General features: G+C 64.4%; 12 protein-coding genes. 6 read left to right on the top strand and 6 right to left on the bottom strand.

Annotation, left to right across the window (positions count from 1 at the left end; genetic code table 11):
• Positions 1 to 332: 332 nt before the first annotated feature.
• Entirely contained in the window at positions 333 to 728 is a 396-nt protein-coding gene (locus KEC16_RS08395; RefSeq protein WP_211547776.1) for a PDDEXK family nuclease, read from the top strand.
• 297 nt (positions 729 to 1,025) lie between these two features.
• On the opposite strand, the gene KEC16_RS08390 is transcribed toward KEC16_RS08395, so the two are convergent.
• Positions 1,026 to 4,640 (bottom strand): tetratricopeptide repeat protein, encoded by a 3,615-nt coding sequence (locus KEC16_RS08390; protein WP_211547774.1) that lies wholly within the window; start codon positions 4,638 to 4,640, stop codon positions 1,026 to 1,028.
• Between the two features lie 113 nt (positions 4,641 to 4,753).
• Positions 4,754 to 8,155, bottom strand: coding sequence for an indolepyruvate ferredoxin oxidoreductase family protein (locus KEC16_RS08385; RefSeq protein WP_211547772.1), 3,402 nt, complete (start codon positions 8,153 to 8,155; stop codon positions 4,754 to 4,756).
• Positions 8,156 to 8,346: 191 nt separating this feature from the next.
• Between KEC16_RS08385 and KEC16_RS08380 the strand changes: the two genes are divergently transcribed.
• Entirely contained in the window at positions 8,347 to 9,327 is a 981-nt protein-coding gene (locus KEC16_RS08380; protein WP_283091892.1) for an SDR family NAD(P)-dependent oxidoreductase, read from the top strand.
• On the opposite strand, the gene KEC16_RS08375 is transcribed toward KEC16_RS08380, so the two are convergent.
• Positions 9,315 to 10,202, bottom strand: a complete 888-nt coding sequence (locus tag KEC16_RS08375; RefSeq protein WP_211547766.1) for a LysR family transcriptional regulator — start codon at positions 10,200 to 10,202, stop codon at positions 9,315 to 9,317. The genes KEC16_RS08380 and KEC16_RS08375 overlap by 13 nt on opposite strands.
• A gap of 81 nt (positions 10,203 to 10,283) precedes the next feature.
• Between KEC16_RS08375 and KEC16_RS08370 the strand changes: the two genes are divergently transcribed.
• Positions 10,284 to 11,003 (top strand): sulfite exporter TauE/SafE family protein, encoded by a 720-nt coding sequence (locus KEC16_RS08370; RefSeq protein WP_211547764.1) that lies wholly within the window; start codon positions 10,284 to 10,286, stop codon positions 11,001 to 11,003.
• 4 nt (positions 11,004 to 11,007) lie between these two features.
• Here the strand turns inward: KEC16_RS08370 and KEC16_RS08365 are convergent, their stop codons facing one another.
• Positions 11,008 to 12,735, bottom strand: coding sequence for an AMP-dependent synthetase/ligase (locus tag KEC16_RS08365; RefSeq protein WP_211547762.1), 1,728 nt, complete (start codon positions 12,733 to 12,735; stop codon positions 11,008 to 11,010).
• Between the two features lie 97 nt (positions 12,736 to 12,832).
• On the opposite strand from KEC16_RS08365, the gene KEC16_RS08360 reads away from it, so the two are divergent.
• A complete protein-coding gene (locus KEC16_RS08360; RefSeq protein ID WP_211547760.1) occupies positions 12,833 to 14,617 on the top strand; it encodes a M3 family oligoendopeptidase in 1,785 nt (594 codons plus the stop codon).
• A gap of 55 nt (positions 14,618 to 14,672) precedes the next feature.
• Here the strand turns inward: KEC16_RS08360 and KEC16_RS08355 are convergent, their stop codons facing one another.
• Complete coding sequence (locus tag KEC16_RS08355; RefSeq protein WP_211547758.1) at positions 14,673 to 15,854, bottom strand: cyclic nucleotide-binding domain-containing protein; 1,182 nt, start codon at positions 15,852 to 15,854, stop codon at positions 14,673 to 14,675.
• Positions 15,855 to 15,941: 87 nt separating this feature from the next.
• On the opposite strand from KEC16_RS08355, the gene KEC16_RS08350 reads away from it, so the two are divergent.
• Complete coding sequence (locus KEC16_RS08350; RefSeq protein ID WP_211547756.1) at positions 15,942 to 16,376, top strand: FecR family protein; 435 nt, start codon at positions 15,942 to 15,944, stop codon at positions 16,374 to 16,376.
• Positions 16,373 to 16,975, top strand: coding sequence for an OmpA family protein (locus KEC16_RS08345; RefSeq protein ID WP_211547754.1), 603 nt, complete (start codon positions 16,373 to 16,375; stop codon positions 16,973 to 16,975). Before KEC16_RS08350 ends, KEC16_RS08345 begins: the two co-directional genes overlap by 4 nt.
• Here KEC16_RS08345 and KEC16_RS08340 read toward each other — a convergent pair whose 3' ends face one another.
• The gene (locus KEC16_RS08340) at positions 16,976 to 19,096 is read right to left on the bottom strand and encodes a CHASE2 domain-containing protein (RefSeq protein WP_211547752.1); all 2,121 of its coding nucleotides are present in this window, start codon (positions 19,094 to 19,096) and stop codon (positions 16,976 to 16,978) included.
• Between the last annotated feature and the right edge of the window lie 98 nt (positions 19,097 to 19,194).

Below are 19,194 nucleotides of genomic sequence, written 5' to 3'. Positions count from 1 at the left end.
TAGACGCCTTCACCCCTGCCGAGTGCGAGAACTTCTTCGCCGCTGCCGGATATGACCGTGATTGAGCGGAAAATGCTCTAGGCCAACAGGTCCAGCGTTTCCAGTATGAAACATTAACCATGTCGTGAATTTTCAGCGTGACGAAAAATCAATGACTTGGTGCTATTTCAGTATGAAACAATTGCCTCACCATACAGGTTGTGATTGCAGATAATAAAGTCTCATCCTTGATAATAAACTATCATCCTGGATAAAAGAGCGTCATCCTAGCTCTTGCGTCGGTGATTGATCGGCGTATCGTGGAGGAAGTCCCGTTCGCGGAGGCCTCCGTCATGGCGTACCGGCGATGGTCCGTTGATGAAGACAAGATCACCCGCCTGTACAAGGAGGGACGAGGCCAGGGACGGGGGGCTGATTATCGGCCCTGGCTGGCGATTTATGATGTCGCGTCCAGGGGGCGCTCCCATCGAGTGGTCGGTTATAAAACCGGTCGCATCCATCATTTCCTCTCGGACATCGGATGGCGTTTGTTCATGCATCTTGACTGGTGTGACGACGTTACGGACATCCGCGAGCAGTTCCCCCTGGAACGGTGCGAGACTCGCCGTATCGCCGATGAGCTGGGAATCCGCCACTCGACCGACACGTCCAGCAAGACGCCATTGGTGATGTCCACCGATTTCCTTGTAGATCTGCTCCGTGGCGGTAAGTTGTACCAGGAAGCCTGATGTCAGGTGATTCCCCGATTAGCATTACCAATGGCTGATGTAGAGCAGTTGAGTTGCGGTTCTCAGACTCTGGGCTGTGTCGGCCCAGCCTCTCGCTGGTCGGTATGATACTATCGCATCACGGCGAACCGCCGAGCCAACAGGCCCGGCAGTTCCAGTATGAAATATTAACCGTGTCGTGATTTCTCGGCGTGAAGAAAAAACAATGGGTTGGTATCATTTTGGTATGACACTATCGCGTCACCATACAACTGGTCTTTAAAATCTCCGGCCTGACGAAAATGCGGTTTTTGTCGTTTAATGGGCGCGGCTGCGCTTGCCGGCGGCCATGGCGGCCATGGCTTCGCTGACGCGGGTGATGGCGCGGGTCCAACTGCCGTCGGGGGATTGACGGAACACCCGCATGGTCGGGTACCAAACGCTGTCGTCGCGTTCGTCGACCCAGCGCCAATCATTGCCCAGGGGCAACAACACCCAGACCGGCTTACCCAGGGCGCCGGCCAGATGGGCTTCCACCGTGTCGGCGGTGACGATCAGGTCCAGACCGGCGATGATTGAAGCCAATTGCCCGAGGTCGCGGCATTGAGTGCCCATTTCCTCGACAAACAAGCGATTGCCGCTGGCGACCAGATCGGCGACGCGGTCGCCGCGTTGCAGACTGACCAGATCAATCCCCGGCTCGGCCGCCAGACGCATCAGCACCGGGAGCGGGACGCCGCGATCACGGGGGCGGCTGCCGGTCCACGACAGCCCCACATGCAAACGGTGATCACCGGGAAAGCGGAACGGCAGCATGCCTTCGGGCAAATGCAGATAGGGCACGTTGCGCGGCGGTGTGGTGCGCGAGGTGGTGCCCAGCAGGCGCGGCACGTCGAGCAGGCGCACGGTGGCGTCCATGGCGGGGATGGGCTCGCCACGGGCGATCACCCGTTCGACCCCGGCCAGTCCGGCCAGGAGGGGGGCCACTTCCGGCACGCATTCCACCGTCACCAGCCCGCCCTGGAGGGCGACCATGGGGATGTAGCGCGACAGCATGATGGTGTCGATGGCGTCGTTTTCGTCGCGCACCAAAATGGTCCGCGCCTGTAAGCGGCCGCCATCCCATTCGCTGGCGTCCACCGGCGGCAACATAACCGGACGACGACGGCTCATTTCGGCCATGCCACGGGCCAAATTGCCTGATTTCAGCAAGGCGCTGGCCAATTCGCCGCCGGGCACGGTGCCGGGGCGCAAGGTTTCGGCCTTTTCGAACAGGCCCAAGGCTTCCTTGGGCCGGCCGCGTTCGCGTTCCAGCAGGCCAAAGGCGTAGAGCAGGTCCGGGTTGTCGGGCATGGTGGTCAAGGCGTGCAGGAAGGTGGCTTCCGACGCTTCCAGATGGCCGCTTTCCCGCAAGACATTCGCCAGATTGGCCCGCACCATGGGCGGGCCACCGGCAGCCAGGGCGCGACGCCAGCAGGCGGCGGCGGCATCGGCGCGACCGATGCGGCGCAGCAATCCGCCCAAATTGGCGTTGGCATCCACATTGCCGGGATCTTGAGCCAAAGCGCGGGCAAAGGTGGCGCCGGCGCGATTGGCCTGGCCCTTGGCCAGTTCGGCATTGCCCTGGGCGGCCAGACGGGCGGCCAGAGCTGACGCCTTGGCCATGCTGGCTGGTGAGGTGGGGTCGCCGGCATCGCCGTAAAGCGCCGATACCGCGACGTCCGGCGCCACGGCCAGCACCGTGGCGGCGCCGCCGCTGAACGGGCGCACCGGACCGGCGGCGATGGCGCCAGGGAATTCGAACAGCTTATAGCCACGTTCGCTCAACAGAGCGGCGGCGCCGCCGCCGTCAGCATGGCGAAAAACGATGATTGCCGGCAGGTACGATCCCAGACCGGCCAAGATGGCGGCTTCTTCCCCCTTGGCCCCCAGGCGCAGCACCAAGCGGCGGCCACGCAGGTCCGGGTGGCGGTCCAGCATGTCGGCCAGCGGCAGACATTGCTGCCCGGCCTTGACCCAGGTCGGCAAGGCAAAGACGGCGCGGCCCGAACGTTTGCGGCCGGCGACAGTCACCGGCGCCGATACGGCGCCGATGGCGACCCGTTCGACGGTGACGATGTCGGAGAGGCCGGAAATGGCCACGGTATCTTCCAAGATGTCGGCTTCGCCAGGGCGGGCGTCGACGGCCAACACCCGGATGTCGTCCAATTCCTGGCTGGCGGTATCCAGCACATGGGTGCCGTCGGCGCCGCAGCCGATATCGACATACAGGTCGCCGGCGGTCAAATGGGTCGACAAAAAGGCGCGCTGGGCCGCCCGTTCGCCGCTTTGCGCCAGGGCCATGCTTTGGCGGCGGGCGTTTTCGCCGGCCAGTTTGTCGTCCAGCGCCGCCATCACTTGGCTGATGGTTGCGGTCCAATCGCCGGCCCGGCTTTGCCGGAACAATCGGGCGGTGCCGTACCAGGGCGAATCGTCGCGGCCGCGCATCCACCGCCAATCGGCGGCGACGGGCAGCAAGACCCAGACCGGTTTTCCCAAAGCGCCGGCCAGATGGGCGACGGCGCCATCGACGGTAATGATCAGATCCATTTCGGCGATGCGGCCGGCCAGATCGCCGTAATTGGAAATGGTTGGCGACAGGTCGGTAATCAGACCGGGATGGGCGAGCTGCGCCACGTCTTGGGCCCGGTTGCCCAGTTGCAGGCCGAAAAAGGCGGCGCCGGGATGTCCGAACAGGGCCATCACCTGCGGAAAGGGAATGCTCCAGCCGGCGCGGGGGCCGGCCCAGGCCAGCCCCACTTTCAACAAGGCGGATGGCGGCGCCACGACCGGAACGCAATGGCCCGGCGGCGGCGCAAGATAGGGCGCGGGGGGGATGCCGGCCAGCGAGGTGCCGAACAGGCGCGGCAGATCGTTGAACGAGGCGTTGTAATCGACCTTGATCCCGCGCGGCAAGGGCTGGCCCGAGGCGATTACCGCGAAAACCCGGTCCAGTCCCTTGGCCAACGGCACCAGCGGTTGCGGCACGCCCAAGATGACCTTGCCGGCCCGCTGGCCGATTTCGCGGACATAGCGCAGCAGATGGATGATCTCGGCCAGTCCTTGTTCGGCCCACAGCAAGATGGTGCGGCCGGCCAGATCGTCGTCGCCATTCCAGCTTTGCCCCGGCGGTTCCGGGCGTTTGCGGCCCTCTGCCCGCCAGCGCCATTCCAGATCATCCCAGGCGCCTTGCAGATGGCCGCCCAGCAGATTGAGGCGGGCCCGGCCAAGATGGGCGTGGGGATTGTCGGGGATGATCGCCAGGGAACGTTCCAACTGGTCTTGGGCTTCGTCCAGACGGCCCAGGCCGATCAGCGCCTGGCCCAACCCGGTCAGGGCGGCGGCATTGTCGCAATCCATGGCCAAAATATCGTGATACAGATCGGTGGCGGCGGACAGATCCATGCGTCGGGCCAGCAGATCGGCCAATTGCAGGCGAGCTTCGATCAGGTCGGGGGCCTGGGCCATGGTCCGGCGCAGTGCCGATTCCGCCGCGGCTTCATGGCCATCGGCCAATAACAGCAGGGCCAAGCCGTGCCACGCCCGCGCCGGCGGCTCGGGGGTGCGGACCAGCGCGGCAAAGATGATGCGGGCTTCGTCCGGCCGTCCCAATCCTTGCAGGGTCAGCGCCAGTTCCAGCCGTGCTTCCAGGTGGTGGCTGTCGAGATCGAGAACGCGCAGCAAGACCGGCAGCGCGTCGCGGTCGCGGCCCAAGGCCCGCAACATGGCGCCTTTGCCGGCCAGGGCATCGGGGTGGGCGGAATCCAGCAGCAACGCCGCCTCATAGGCGGCCAGGGCATTGACGTGGTCGGCGGCGTCGCGGGCGGCGCGGGCGGCGTACAATTCGGCTTCCATGGCGGCGCTGGTGCCGGCTGGCTCGCCCACTTGGTCCATGACGCTGATCCCCCCGCATGTGTGTAGCTTGCCCCTCTGGCAGTCAAGCGCGGCTGTGCCTGATGGTCAAGTGTAAACGAGATGAAGGATAAGCCTGCTTGTTGCAAACGTCATCAATCAGCAAGGGGTTTTTCATATTCGCCGAGGGCGGCGGTGACGGCGGCGCGGGCTTTTGTCACTGCTGTCGCCTTGACCGGGCCAAAGCCCCGTATTTGTTGAGGTATTGCGGCAATACTTACGGCCAGGGCATGGTTGTCTTTGTTCAGTCGTGCCAGCAGACGGTCAAGAATGTCTTCGTATTCGCCGATCAAGGCCCGTTCCATCCGGCGCTCGGCGGTGTGGCCGAAGGGGTCGGCCCAGCTGCCGCGCACTGCCTTTAATTGGGCCAAGCCTTTCATCAGCTTGAGCATCCACGGACCGAAGCGATGCTTGCGCGATCCGAACCAGGGCGGCGCCAGATGCGGCTCGATCCGCTGCCAGCCTTGGAAATGATCGGCCAGGGCGGCGGCGAAGCTGCCGTCGCTGTACAGCCGCGCCACCTCGTATTCGTCCTTATAGGACATCAGTTTGAACAGCGCATGGGCGGCCGCTTCGGTCAGGGCAGTGCTGGCGGTGATCGCGCTCTCGGCGTGGCGGATTTGAGCGATGCGAGCGCTGAAACGTTCGGCCCAACGATGGTTGCCCCAGGCCTGCAACTCGGCGACGCGATGGGCGATGGCGCTGTCCAAATCACGGGTGATCGGGGCGGGCGGGGTCAGCAATGCTTCGATTGCGCGGCGGTCATGGGCGGCGCGGCGGCCCCACAGGAAAGCCTGCTTGTTGAAATCGGGGGCGGCGCCGTTGAGGTCTATGGCGGTCTGAATGGCTTCCCACGACAACGGCAGCAGGCCGCGCTGCCATGCATAACCGACAATGAACAGGTTGGCGCCGATGGCGTCGGCCAGCAAGGCCGTGGCCAATTGGGTGGCGTCGATGAAATCGGCGGCGGCGGCGGCGCTGATGGCCTGGCGCATGGATTGCGCAGGAAAGGCCAGATCGGGGGCGTGGGTAAAGGTGGCCGGCATGGATTGATGGTCGTTGACCACCGCCGTGCTGTCCCCGGCCTTTAACTTGGACAAAGTATCGAAACCGGCGGCGGTGACCATGTCGCAGGCCAGCAGGACTTGGGCGCCGCCATCGGCGATGCGGGCGGCGTACAGCTTGGACGGCTGCTCGCACAGGCGCAGATGGCTGACGACGGCGCCGTTCTTTTGCGCCAGGCCGGTCTGGTCAAGGCTGGTGACGGCTTTGCCGTCCAGATGGGCGGCCATGCCCAGCACCTGGGCGACGGTGACCACCCCGGTGCCGCCGATCCCGGTGACGACGATGGAATAAGGTTCGGCCGCGGATGGCAAAACGGGGTCGGGCAGGGCGGCGAAACTGTCGCTGGCCACGGTCTTGTCGCGCTTCAATTCAGCGCCGGAGACAAAGACGAAGGCCGGACAAAAGCCCTTGGCGCAACTGAAATCCTTGTTGCAGGCCGATTGGTCGATGGCGCGTTTGCGGCCCCATTCGGTTTCCACCGGCACCACGGCGACGCAATTGGATTTGTCGCCGCAATCGCCGCAGCCCTCGCAGACTTTTTCGTTGATGAACAGGCGCTCGGGCGGGTCCTCCATCAGACCGCGCTTGCGCCGGCGGCGCTTTTCGGCGGCGCATGTCTGGTCGTGGATCAACACCGATACGCCCGGCCAGGCGCGCAATTCCTGTTGCAGGGCGATGATGGAATCACGGTGGTGGATGGTGGCGCCGGGCGGCAGCATGTCGGCATAAGCGATGGGGCGGTCCGAGACGATGGCGATGCGATCAACCCCCTCGGCGCGGACCTGGGCGGCGATGGCGGCAACGCTGATCGGTCCGTCCACCGGCTGGCCGCCGGTCATGGCGACGGCGTCGTTGAACAGAATTTTATAGGTGATGGGCACGCGGGCGGCGATACAGGCGCGGATGGCCAGCAGGCCGGAATGGTAATAGGTGCCGTCGCCCAAATTCTGGAAAATGTGACGGCGTTGGGTGAACGGAGCCTGACCGATCCAGTTGGCGCCTTCGCCGCCCATCTGGGTATAGGTTTCGGTATGCCGTTCGGGCATCCAGGTGGCCATGATGTGGCAGCCGATGCCGCCCATGGCGTGGCTGCCTTCGGGGATGACGGTCGAGGAATTATGCGGGCAGCCGGCGCAGAAATAAGGCACGCGGGCAAAGCCCTGGGGCAGGCTTGCCAGGGCGGTTTGCTTGGCGTCCAGCCATTCCAGCCGCTGCCGGACCCGCAAGCTGGTGTAAAAGCGGCCGATCCGGCCGGCGATCATGCGGGCCAGCAACGCCGGGTTCAGCTCGCCATGGCTGGGCAGCAGCGGGGCGCCGGTCTCGTCGGTCTTGCCGACCACGCGCGGGCGGACGTCATCGCGCCAATTGTACAATTGGGCGCGCAACTGGTCCTCGATCACCGGGCGTTTTTCCTCGATGACCACGACTTCCTCCAGGCCTTGGCAAAAGGCCCGGATCCCATCGGGCTCCAGCGGCCAGGTCATGCCCACCTTGTAGATGGCCAAGCCCATGGCGGCGGCATATGCGCCGTCGATGCCCAGATCGTCCAGGGCCTGCATCACATCTTGGCTGGCCTTTCCGGTGGTGATGATGCCAAGGCGGCGATAGGGGCCGCCGACCACCACCCGGTCCAGGCAATTGGCGCGGGCGAAGGCCAAGGCGGCGGGCAGTTTGTGGCGCAGCAGACGTTCTTCTTGCGCCAGGAAGCGATCGGGCCAGCGGATGGACAGGCCGTCGGCGGGCACGGGGAAATCGCTGGGGGCGACGATGCTGACCCGCCAGGGATCGATGTCGATGGTGGCCGAACTTTCCACCGTCTCGGTGATGGCCTTTAGCCCCACCCACAAGCCGCTATAGCGCGACAGCGCCCAACCGATCAGACCGTAATCCAGCAATTCCTGAACATTGGCGGGGTTGAGCACCGGCATCCCCAGGGCCATGAACAATTGCTCGGATTGGTGGGCCATGGTTGACGAGCGCGCCCCGTGATCGTCGCCGGCCAACACCAAGACGCCGCCATGGCGGGCGGTGCCGGCGGAATTGGCGTGCTTGAAGGCATCGGCGGAACGGTCGAGTCCTGGTCCCTTGCCGTACCAATAGGCGAAGACGCCATCGACCGTGGCGTCGTCGGACAGGCCGATTTGCTGGCTGCCCCAGATGGCGGTGGCGGCCAGATCCTCGTTCAGACCGGGTTGAAAGCGGATGTCGTGGGCGGCCAGATGCTTTTCCGCCCGCCACAATTCCTTGTCCAGGCCGGACAGCGGAGAACCACGATAGCCCGAGATGAAGCCGGCGGTGTTCAGGCCAAGGGCGCGGTCACGGTCACGTTGCAGCATGGGCAGGCGCACCAGGGCTTGGACGCCCGAGACGAAGACACGGCCGTTTCGGGCGGTATATTTGTCTTCCAAGGTGATCTTCGCGGCGATGGACATGACGCACCTCCTGCTTTGGCAGGTGGGAAGGGCGGTGGCGCAGGGAAAGGGGGGATGGGGAAAACGCAATAAAACTCAGCGCCAAGCCGACACGGCGTAACAAAATTGCCGGCGCCGCACCGAAATCGGGGGGTGATTTCCGTGCCGAGGCAGGCTATACGAAAGCAGCCTGAAAATTAGGAATGTGCCCGATGAGCGTGCTTGTGACCGGAGCCGCCGGCTTCATTGGATATAATACCTCGTTGCGATTGTTGGCCCGTGGCGACCACGTCGTCGGCGTCGATAATTTGAACGCCTATTATGATCCGGCTTTGAAGGCGAAGCGGCTGGAACATCTGTCGCAGCATCCGGGATTCACCTTTGTTCAGGCCGATATCGCCGACCGTGCCGCCATGGCGGCGGTGGCGCAGGCGCATCCCGAGATCACGGCTTACATCAATCTGGCGGCTCAGGCCGGTGTCCGTCACTCGCTGAATGCGCCGCACGATTACACCCACTCCAACGTCGAAGGCCATCTGGTCATGTTGGAACTGGCCCGCGCCAACAAGAAGTGCCGGCATTTTGTCTATGCCAGCTCGTCCTCGGTTTATGGCGCCAACACCAAGCTGCCGTTCTCGGTGGAAGACCGCGTCGATCACCCGATTTCGCTCTATGCCGCCACCAAGCGCGCCGGCGAGCTGATCAGCCATTCCTATTCGCACCTGTACCGCATTCCCACCACCGGCCTGCGCTTTTTCACCGTTTATGGCCCGTGGGGACGCCCGGACATGGCGGCCTATCTGTTCGCCACCGCCATTTTGGCCGGCAAGCCGATCACCGTATTCAACAATGGCGACATGCGTCGCGACTTCACCTATATCGACGATATCGTTTCCGGCGTTGTCGGCGTGCTCGACAACCCGCCCGCCGATGACGGTGCGGCGCCGCCCTGCCGGCTGTACAATATCGGCAACAACAACTCGGAAAAGCTGATGGATTTCATCGGCTTGATCGAGCAATGCCTGGGCCGCAAGGCGGAATACGATTTCCGTCCCATGCAGCCGGGCGATGTCAAGGAAACCTATGCCGATATTTCCGCCATTCAGCGTGATGTCGGTTTCGCCCCGACCACGCCGATCTCGGTGGGCGTGCCCAAGTTCATCGAATGGTTCAAGACCTATCACGGGGCCTGAGCCAGGGCCGCCAGCAGCGCCGTCACCAGCGGCGGCTGGAGCTTTTGCCGTCTGACGCAGACCATCAGGTCGCGGCTGGCCCAGCCATCGGCCAGCGGAAGCGCGATCAGCGCATGTTTGAGGGCGGCGCGGCGCGCCGCCGCTTCCGGCACGACGGCGATGCCGACCCCCAGGGCCGCCAATTCGCAGATTCCGGCAAAAGTGCGCAGGCGGGTGCGGAACTTCATCCGTCTTCCCGCCTGCGCCGCCTGGGTGGCCAACAAATCATGAATGGCGCTGTCGCTGCCCAGCCCGACGAAATCGCAATCCAGCACTTCGGCGAAGTGGACCGCATCGCGTCCAGCCAATGGGTGATCGGGGGCGGCGGCGACGACTAAGCGGTCACGTCGAAACAAGGTGGTGTCCAGCCGGGGTGAGGCGGCGGCATAGGCGGCGATGCCGATATCGGCCAAGCCGTCAGCGATGGCGGCGACGATGCGGCGACTGGGATGTTCCTCGATATCGACATCGATCAACGGATGGGCGGCCAGGAACGGCCCCAGCGCCTGGGGCAGGAATTCCACCAAGGTGACGGTGTTGCACAGCAAGTGGATGCGGCCACGGCGGCCATGGGCGTATTCCGACAAATCGGCCCGCATGGTCTCCATCTGGGCCAGGATCTGGCGGGCATGGCCTTCCAGCACCCGGCCGGCGGCGGTCAGTTCGATGCCTCGACGTTTGCGTTCCAGCAAGGCGGTGCCCAGATGGTCTTCCATGCCGCGCAGCCGGGCACTGGCCGAGGCGATGGCCAGATGGGTGCGCTCTGCCCCCAAGGTGATGGAACCGGTCATGGCGACATTGAGAAACAGGCGTAAATCGGCGGGATCGAAACGCATGATCGTACTTTCGGATAAGACGAAATCTTAATCCTGAAATAGCAGATATTCCGAAGTGATGGCCAGGCCCATGCTGGGGCCATGGACATCGCTCTCATCCTTTCCATCTTCGTTCTGGCCGGGGCCGTCAAAGGTATCAGCGGCCTGGGTTTGCCCACGATCGGCATTGCCTTGCTGGGGCTGATGTTCAGTCCGGCCGAGGCTGCCGCCTTGCTGGTGGCGCCGTCCTTGCTGACCAATGTCTGGCAGGCCTGGGGCGGGGGGGCGTCGTTGATGCTGTTGGCGCGGCGGTTGTGGCCCTTGCTGGCCGGCATCGTCGCCGGCACCGCCTTGGGCGGCGCCTTGGCGGTGGATGCGGCATTCGCCCGGCTGATTCTGGCCGAGGTGCTGATGCTGTATGCCATGTTGGGGCTGCTGGATTTTTCCCCCCGCATGGCGCCCTGGGCCGAGCCGGTTCTGGCGCCCCTCAGCGGACTTGCCGCCGGCGCGTTGGCGGCGGTCACCGGGGTGTTCGTCATCCCGGTGGTGCCTTATCTGCAAGCCTTGCGGCTGGAGCGCGATCATTTGGTTCAGGCGCTGGGGCTGTGCTTCACCGTTTCCACCTTGGCCTTGGGGCTGATGTTGGCCGAGCATGGCGCCTTGGCGCTGCCGCAACTGGGATTATCGCTGTGGGCGACGCTGCCGGCGGTATTGGGCATGATGCTGGGGGGCAAGATCCGGCGGCGTATTCCGCCGCTGATCTTTCGTCGCGGCTTTTTCGTCTTTTTGTTCGCCATCGGCGTGCATCTGCTGTTGTCTTAGCGCATTAGCGATACAGCCTTTCCAGCTCTTCGCCGTAATGCTGGCGGATGACGTGGCGGCGGATTTTCATGGTCGGCGTCAACATCAGATTGTCGGTGGAAAACGCCTCAAGGGTCACCGCGTGGCGACGGATTTTCTCGATGGTTGATACCGAGGAATTCACTCGCTCCACCGCGCGGCCGACATCGGCGGCGGTGTATTCCTCGGCCGGGACGAGCAAGGCCACCAGATGCGGGCGCTTGTCGCCATGGACCATGGCCTGGGCGATTTCCGGTTGCAGGGTCAGCAATCCCTCGATTCGTTGCGGCGAGATGTTGTCTCCGCCGGAATTGACGATGATGTCGCGCTTGCGGTCGGTGATGCGGATATAGCCGTCTTCGTCGATTTGGCCGATATCGCCGGTATGCAGCCAGCCATCGGCGTCGATGCTTTGGCCGGTGGAGACGGGATCGCGCCAATAGCCCTGCATCACCACCTCGCCCTTGACCAGGATTTCGCCGTCTTCGGCGATGCGGACGCTGATCCCCTTTAGCGGCGGCCCCACCGTATCCAGTTTGACCTTGGCCGGTGGCGAACAGGAAATGGCCGGTCCCGCCTCGGTTTGGCCATAGCCTTGCAGGATGCGGACACCAAGGGCGGCGAAGAACATGCCGACTTCCAGGGCCAGCGGCGCCCCGCCCGAGACCAAGGCCTTGAGGCGGCCGCCGAAACGGGCCCGCACCTTGGCCCGCACCAGCCGGTCCAGGGCAAGGTCGCTGAGCCGCTCGGCGAAGCTGAGCGGCTCGCCGTTCAGTCGTTTGCTCCCCAAGCGGATGGCGGCGAGAAACAGTTTTTCCTTGAAGCCGCCTTGGCGGTGCAGGGCGCCCAGGATCCTGGCCCGCATGCTTTCGTACAGACGCGGCACCGCGGTCATGATGGTCGGGCGCACCTCGGCCATGTTGGCGGCCAGTTGCTCCAGGCTTTCGGCATAAGCGATGGTGGCGCCGACGCTGAGTGGAAAGATCAGCCCGACCGTGTGCTCATAGGAATGCGACAGCGGCAGGAACGACAAAAACAGTTCATCGCCCGCATACAGATCCTGCAACAAGGCGTCGGCGCCCAAGCAATCGGCGAGCAAGGCGCCATGGGACAGCATGACGCCGCGTGGCGCCCCCCCGGTTCCCGAGGTGTGGATGATGCAGGCGGTGTCGTTGCGGCCGAGGCTGGCGGCGCGGGTGCGCATTTCGGCCTGGGTGCCGTCGCCCATGGCCAGCGCCTGCCGCCAGCTGAGGACGGCGAAGCTTGGCGCCTGGGCCAGATTGGGGGGCTCGAGACAGATCAGGGTGGGGGGGTGACTGGCGCGGGCGGCGGCGTGCATCAGCTTTTCCGCCAGCGCCAGGGTCGAGGCGATGACGATGCGGGCCTGGGCGTTTTCCAGAATGTGCAGATGGTCGCTGGCGGTGTTGGTGACATAGGCCGGCACGGTGATGCCGCCGGCGATCATGATGGCCAAGTCGGCGATAGCCCATTCCGGCCGGTTTTCCGACACCAGCATGACGCGGTCGCCGGGTTCCACCCCCAATCGGACTAATCCGCCGGCCAAGGTCAGGGCGGTTTCCGCGGTTTGGCGCCAGCTCAGATAGCGCCAATGGCCGTCATGCTTGGCCCCCAGCAACGGTTTTTCCCCCAAGCGAGCGGCTTGGGCCAAAAACATGGCCGGTATGCTGGGGCAGGTTGCGAAATCCACGGACATGATTCCTCCCATTGGCTCTTGATCCGGGCCGTTTCGCGCCATCTTATAGGGGCACGTTGTCTTAAGAGATATCCCCAACCGGGACAGGAGTCACTGGATGAGCATCACCAATACCGCCGCCGATCTGGGCAATCTGCCCGAATGGGACCTTTCCGATCTGTATCCGGCCCCGGATTCGCCCGAATTGGCGGCCGACCTGGAGGCGGCGGAAGCGGCGGCCAAGGCGTTCAGCCAGACCTATGACGGCAAGCTGGCGGCGATTTCCGGCGACGAATTCGGCCGGGCCATCGCCGAATATGAACGCATCGGCGAGATCATGTACCGGGCCATGTCCTATGCCCAGCTTTACTATGCCGGCGACCAGACCGACCCGGAACGCGGCGGCTTTCACCAGGGCATTCACGAGCGGATCACCGATATCTCGTCCCATACCCTGTTCTTTACCCTGGAAATCAACCGGCTGGATGATTCGGTGCTGGCGGCCAAGCTGGATTCGGCCAAGGCCGCTCATTACGGCCCCTGGCTGCGCGACGTCCGCGCCTTCCGCCCGCATCAATTGTCGGACGAGGTCGAACGTCTGCTGCATGACAAATCGGTGGCCGGGCGTTCGGCCTGGAACCGCCTGTTCGACGAAAGCATGGCGCGGCTGCGCTTTCCCATCGACGGCGAGATCCTGACCTCGGCCGAGGCGCTGCACCTGATGAGCAACCGCGACCCGGCCAAGCGCAAATCCGCCGCCTTGTCGTTGGGCAAAGTGCTGACCGAGAACACCGGTCTGTTCGCGCTGATCACCAACACCTTGGTCAAGGACAAGGAAATCGAGGACAAGTGGCGCCAATACGCCCGGCCGCAATCTTACCGCAACTTGTCCAATCAAGTGGAAGACGAGGTGGTTGACGCCTTGGCCGCCGCCGTCAAGGGCTGCTATGGCCAGTTGTCGCACCGTTATTACAAGCTGAAGGCCAAGTGGTTCGGCGTCGATCAGTTGGATTACTGGGACCGCAACGCGCCGTTGCCCGACGTCGCCGACCAGACCTATAGCTGGGAACAGGCCCGCGACACCGTGTTGGACGCCTATGGCGCCTTCAACCCGGACATGGCCGCTGTCGGCAAGCGTTTCTTCGATGGCAAATGGATCGATGCCCCGGTGCGTCCGGGCAAGTCGCCCGGCGCCTTCGCCCATCCCACCGTCACCACCGCTCATCCGTATCTGCTGGTCAATTACCAGGGCAAGGTGCGCGATATCATGACGCTGGCGCACGAGTTGGGCCACGGCGTCCATCAGGTGCTGGCGGCGGGCCAGGGCGGGCTGATGGCCGATACGCCGCTGACCTTGGCCGAAACCGCTTCGGTGTTCGGCGAGATGTTGACCTTCCAGTCCATGCTGGCCAAGGAAACCGAACCGGCGCGGCGCAAGGCCATGCTGGCCGGCAAGGTCGAGGACATGCTGAACACGGTGGTGCGTCAGGTGGCGTTCTATCAGTTCGAATGCCTGGTCCATGACGAGCGTCGGCGCGGCGAGCTGTCGCCCGACCGGATCGGCGAATTGTGGATGCAGGTGCAGGTTGAAAGCCTGGGGCCGGCGCTGCGTTTCGACGACGGCTACAAGGCGTTTTGGACCTATATCCCGCACTTCGTCCACACGCCGTTTTATGTCTACGCCTATGCCTTCGGCGATTGCTTGGTCAATTCGCTGTATTCGGTCTATCGCAACGGCGCCCCGCACTTCGCCGACAAGTATCTGGACATGTTGCGGGCGGGCGGCACCAAGCGGCACCAGGATCTGCTGGCGCCGTTCGGCCTTAATGCCGGCGATCCGGCTTTCTGGCGGCAGGGGCTGGACGTGGTGGTCGGCTTCATCGACGAATTGGAAGCCATGTGATCAGGGGGGGCGGGGAAAAGTTCACCAAGGCGAAGCCGAGGGACTTTTCCCCAACCTAGGCCTTGGCCCCCAGCATCGCTTTCAGCCGGGCGATTTCGCCCGACTGATAGCGGATGCGTGTCGCCATCACTTCCAGCAGCTTGACGGCGATAATGTCGCTTTTTTCCAGCCGGGCCAGGAAGTCGGCACCTTTGATCACCACCACTTCCGACGGTTCCAGTACCTGGGCCGAAGCCATGCGCGGGCGATCATCCAGCACCGCCATCTCGCCGATGATGTCGCCGGGCTTGGACACGTCCAGATACAGCTCGCGGCCATCGGGGGTGGTCTTGGAAATCTGCACCAAGCCGTCATCGAGCACATAGCACTCGCCGTTGCAGGAATCACCTTGGTGGAACAGGTATTCGCCGGGGCGCAGGAAACGGCGGCTGTTGGCCGATGGCCCGGAGGCGGTCGCCGTCACCGCTCGCTTGCCGCTGACGACGGCCTGCAAACCGCGCAATTGTTCCACGGCGTCGGCGATGGAATTGTCCATGCTGGACGTATTGCGCAAGGTGCCGGCGATGCGCAGGGCCATGGGGCGGATTTCGGCGTCGGCCGGCAGTGCGGCCAGCGTTTCGATCATCACCGCCGCCCGTTCGGCGTCGTCGGCGCGGCACAGCGCCGGTTCACGGAAGGCGCCGAACGATCCCAAAAGTGCGCCAGAGCCGTTGCGGGCATGAATGGAGCGGGCCACGTGCAGCAGGCGGGCGGTGGCGAAATTCTCGACCTTGATGACGCCTTTTGGCGACAAATAGGCCTGGGCTGGCGACAGGCATAGCCCGACCTGACCGATGCGCTGGCTGAGTTCGAACAGCGACAGCAACCGCACCATGGCCGAGGCGGCGAAAACCGACGAGATGTTGTTCACCCCCTTGGGCAGGCGGCTGAGGGGCAGACCGTCCGGGACTTCCGACACCACGTAGATGCGGTTATCGTCTTGCAGCAGGTCCTCGGCCTGCAACACGCTGGGATGGGTGACGGCGCGTGCTTGCTGCACATCGGCCTGCAAAAGGGCCAGATCATAGCCGGTGCCCGGATGGTCCAGCAGCGTCTTGTCCAGCCCCAGGATGACGACCTGGCAATCGGCCTTGGTGTCTTGGCAGCGGGCGCGCAGAACGCCGTCTTCCATGGCGCTGGACAGCACCCGGTAACGGTCGAACAAAGTTCCCGGCACCATGGCCGCCGCGTCACTCATGGACTCCTCCTTAATTTGTCGGCACCATGATAGTGCGAAGCCAATTCATTGGCGAGGCGGTTGCAGCAACCGGAAAGGGTTAGGCGCATGGTTTGCTATAAAGGGGGGGCGCTGATCGCGCTGATGTTGGCGGCGCCGGCTTGGGCCGCGCCGGTGGGGACCATCAAGAACACTGCCGGGGAGGCGTCGGTGCTGCGCGGGGAACAGAAACTGGCGGCGGCGCCCGGTCTGGCGCTGGAACAAAGCGATTCCATCGTTACCGGCAGCGACGGCAGCGTCGGTCTGACCTTGCGCGACAACACCACGCTTTCGGTGGGGCCGCGGACCACCCTGGGGCTGGATGAATTCGACTTTGAACCGGCCTCCGACCGCATGAAACTGGTTGCTTCGGTGGCGCGGGGCACCATGATGATGACCTCGGGCACCATTGCCAAGCTGGCGCCGGAAAAGGTGTCGGTGGTGACCAAGACCGGCACCATCGGTGTGCGCGGCACCCGCTTTGTCGTCAGCGTGGAAGAATGAGCCGGCTTCGCCTTGCCGTTGCCATGACGGTGCTGGCTTTGCTGGCCGGCTGCTCGCGCCCGGCGGCTTACGTGGTGTTGCTGGATCAGCCCGATCGGCCCAACAGCGCCGTGACCTGGACCACCCAGGCCGGCACCCAGGTGGTGAGCACGCCGGGCAGCGGAACCGGCGCGGATCGCGTCGATGCCAAGCCGGTGGACGTCTTCGCCGTGGCGGAAAAGGATATTCAGGATCGTTTCGGCCAAGCCATCAAGGCGCAGCCGCGCACGCCCAAATCGTTCCTGCTGTACTTTCAGTTCCAATCCACCGATCTGACGCCCGAATCCAAGGTGCTGCTGCCGGCGGTGCTGGACGAGGTCAAGGCGCGGCCGGCTCCTGATCTGTCGATCATCGGCCATACCGACGGCGTCGGTGACGCCAAGTACAATTACGAGCTGGGTCTGCGCCGCGCCAACGAGGTTCAATCCATGGTCACCGCTTTGGGCATCGAACCCAAGATGATCGAGGTGACCTCGCACGGACAACGCAATCCGCTGGTGCCTGAAGTCAAGGGCAAGGGCGAAGCTCAGAACCGTCGGGTGGAAGTGATCGTCCGTTAGTTATTTCTCGGCCAGCACCACCCGGATGCCGGTTTGCCCCGCTTGCAGCCGGTGCAGGTGAAAGGCGGCCAGCGGGTCCGAACCGGCCAGGGCGGCGAAGGCGGCGGTTGCCGCCGGCTCGCCCGCCGCCATCAGCTCATAGGCGGCTTGATAGGCGGCGCAATCGCTGTCGTCCGGCAGGGGCTCGAAGGCCAGGGTGGCTTGGCTTTTGCCCTTGAGCACCAATTCGCCCACCGGCCGGCCGTGAAAATCCGGGCATTGGCTGACGGTGGCGGCGGCGACGCAGATGCGGGTGCCGAGATGGCGGTTGACGGTTTCCAATCGCGCCGCCGCGTTGACGGCGTCGCCCAGGGCACGATAATCGGAAATGCTGCCGCCGCCGACATTGCCGATGGTGACAAGACCGGTGTTGACGCCGATGCGGGTCAGCCCCAGGGGATGCCCGGCGGCCTGCATGCGGGCGACGTAATCCTGGCTGAAGCGATCCATGTCCAAGGCGCAGGCGATGGCGCGGGCGGCATGATCAGGCTGCGCCACCGGAGCCGAGAACATCACCGCCACCGCATCGCCGACGATGCGGTCGAGCGTGCCCTGATGGGCAAAGGCGATCTTGACCATCCCGTCGATATAGCCGTTGAGGACATCCAGCAAGGTGGCCGGGTCAGCGCTTTCCACCAAGGTGGTGAAGCCGGCCAGATCGGTCATGACAAAGGAACATTCGCGCCGTTCGCCGCCCACCGCCAGGGAGTGCGGGTTGTCCAGCAGGTGGCGCACCAGATTGGGCGAGATGTAGCGGGCGAAAGCGCCGCGGATGAACGATCGTTCCGCCTGATCCTGGCGATGGCGGATCAAGGCGGTGGCGCCATGGGCGACCAGGGCCGCCGCGATTGCGGGCAATGGATCGGCCAGCATGTTCAGGCCCAGGAACAGCAACGCCGTCACCGCCGCCAACGCGGCGACGACGCTTAGGGCGGCGATGGTTCCGGCCAACGGCGCCATCCAGGCGGCGGCAATGATCAGGGTCAGCCCGGCGATCACCGCCAACAGGGTTTCCGCCCCTTCCATCCAGTCGGGCCGTTGCAGCAAGGCCCCCAGTTGCGCCGCTTCCGCCGCTTCGGCATGCATCAGCACGCCGGGGACGATGTCGCCCGCCGGGGTCAGACGCAGATCCAGCAGGCCTTTGGCCGAGGCGCCGACGAACACCACATGGCCGGCGATGTCGGCGAGGTTGGCGCTGCCGTCCAGCACTTTCCAGGCCGGTACGAAGCGTTGCGGCCGTGGGTCGGTATAGTGCAGATGAACCGCGCCCTGGGCATCGACCGGAATGTGCAGCGGCCCGATGGCCAGTTGGGTCAATGCTCCGGTTTCGGCGGTCTTGACCAAAATGTTGCGTTTGCCGGTGGCGACGCGCAACGCCTCCAAGGCCAGGGAAGGGTGCAGATGCTGGCCCAGCCGGACCACTAACGGCACCCGCCGGATGATGCCGTCGCCATCGGCGCTGAAGGCGACGGCGCCGTTGCCGGCGGCGGCCTGTTCCAGGGCCGGCAACGAGCGGACGGCGTGGCCAATATCGGGCAGGCCGGCCAGGGGCGAGGGACCGGAAAAGACAAAGCGGGCCTTGGCGGCGCCATCAGTGTCCGGCTCTTGTTGGCCCGGCGCGGGTTGATTCGCGGCGAAGCCGGTGATCACCCAGCCGCCGGCCAGGGTTTCGGCCAAAAGGGCGTCGGGGTCGGGCAGGGCGGCGATGGCGGCCTTGGCTGCCGCCGGCAGCGGCCAGGATTGCGAAACGCGGGCTGGGGCGGTGCGGTCGGGCTCGGCCAGGATGATGTCCAAGGCGATGGCGGCGGCCCCGGCGGCGCGCAGCCGTTCGATCAGCGCGGCCAGCTGGTGGCGCGGCCATGGCCACTGACCCAGCCGGGCCAAGGAATCCTCGTCGATGTCGATGATGCGAACGGGCACCGGAATATAGGGGCGCGGCCACAGGTTTTGCAGGCTGTCAAAGGCCAGGTGGTCCAGCTTGGCCCGCGCCTGCGGCACCACCAGCAAGCCGATGATGGCCAGTATCAACACCAGCAATCCGGCTGCCGCGGCCCGTGCTTTTGCTTTGTTCTTGCCGGTCATGGCCATTGCCCGCTGAATGTCATGCCGTTTGCTGTCGGCTTGGAGTACGATTTTGCCATCGCCGCACTGTATCGCAGCAGGGCTGGCTCCACACCCCA

The sequence above is a fragment of the Magnetospirillum sulfuroxidans genome (assembly GCF_018224925.1).
In the GTDB taxonomy this organism is placed as follows: domain Bacteria; phylum Pseudomonadota; class Alphaproteobacteria; order Rhodospirillales; family Magnetospirillaceae; genus Magnetospirillum; species Magnetospirillum sulfuroxidans.
The sequence above is the reverse complement of the archived record's forward strand: the minus strand, read 5'-3'. Positions and strand labels throughout refer to the sequence as shown.

Coding starts and splice junctions, on each gene's coding strand:
- KEC16_RS08395 (WP_211547776.1), top strand. CDS start 333: ATGGCGTACCGGCGATGGTCCGTTGATGAAGACAAGATCACCCGCCTG.
- KEC16_RS08390 (WP_211547774.1), bottom strand. CDS start 4,640: ATGGACCAAGTGGGCGAGCCAGCCGGCACCAGCGCCGCCATGGAAGCC.
- KEC16_RS08385 (WP_211547772.1), bottom strand. CDS start 8,155: ATGTCCATCGCCGCGAAGATCACCTTGGAAGACAAATATACCGCCCGA.
- KEC16_RS08380 (WP_283091892.1), top strand. CDS start 8,347: ATGAGCGTGCTTGTGACCGGAGCCGCCGGCTTCATTGGATATAATACC.
- KEC16_RS08375 (WP_211547766.1), bottom strand. CDS start 10,202: ATGCGTTTCGATCCCGCCGATTTACGCCTGTTTCTCAATGTCGCCATG.
- KEC16_RS08370 (WP_211547764.1), top strand. CDS start 10,284: ATGGACATCGCTCTCATCCTTTCCATCTTCGTTCTGGCCGGGGCCGTC.
- KEC16_RS08365 (WP_211547762.1), bottom strand. CDS start 12,735: ATGTCCGTGGATTTCGCAACCTGCCCCAGCATACCGGCCATGTTTTTG.
- KEC16_RS08360 (WP_211547760.1), top strand. CDS start 12,833: ATGAGCATCACCAATACCGCCGCCGATCTGGGCAATCTGCCCGAATGG.
- KEC16_RS08355 (WP_211547758.1), bottom strand. CDS start 15,854: ATGAGTGACGCGGCGGCCATGGTGCCGGGAACTTTGTTCGACCGTTAC.
- KEC16_RS08350 (WP_211547756.1), top strand. CDS start 15,942: ATGGTTTGCTATAAAGGGGGGGCGCTGATCGCGCTGATGTTGGCGGCG.
- KEC16_RS08345 (WP_211547754.1), top strand. CDS start 16,373: ATGAGCCGGCTTCGCCTTGCCGTTGCCATGACGGTGCTGGCTTTGCTG.
- KEC16_RS08340 (WP_211547752.1), bottom strand. CDS start 19,096: ATGACCGGCAAGAACAAAGCAAAAGCACGGGCCGCGGCAGCCGGATTG.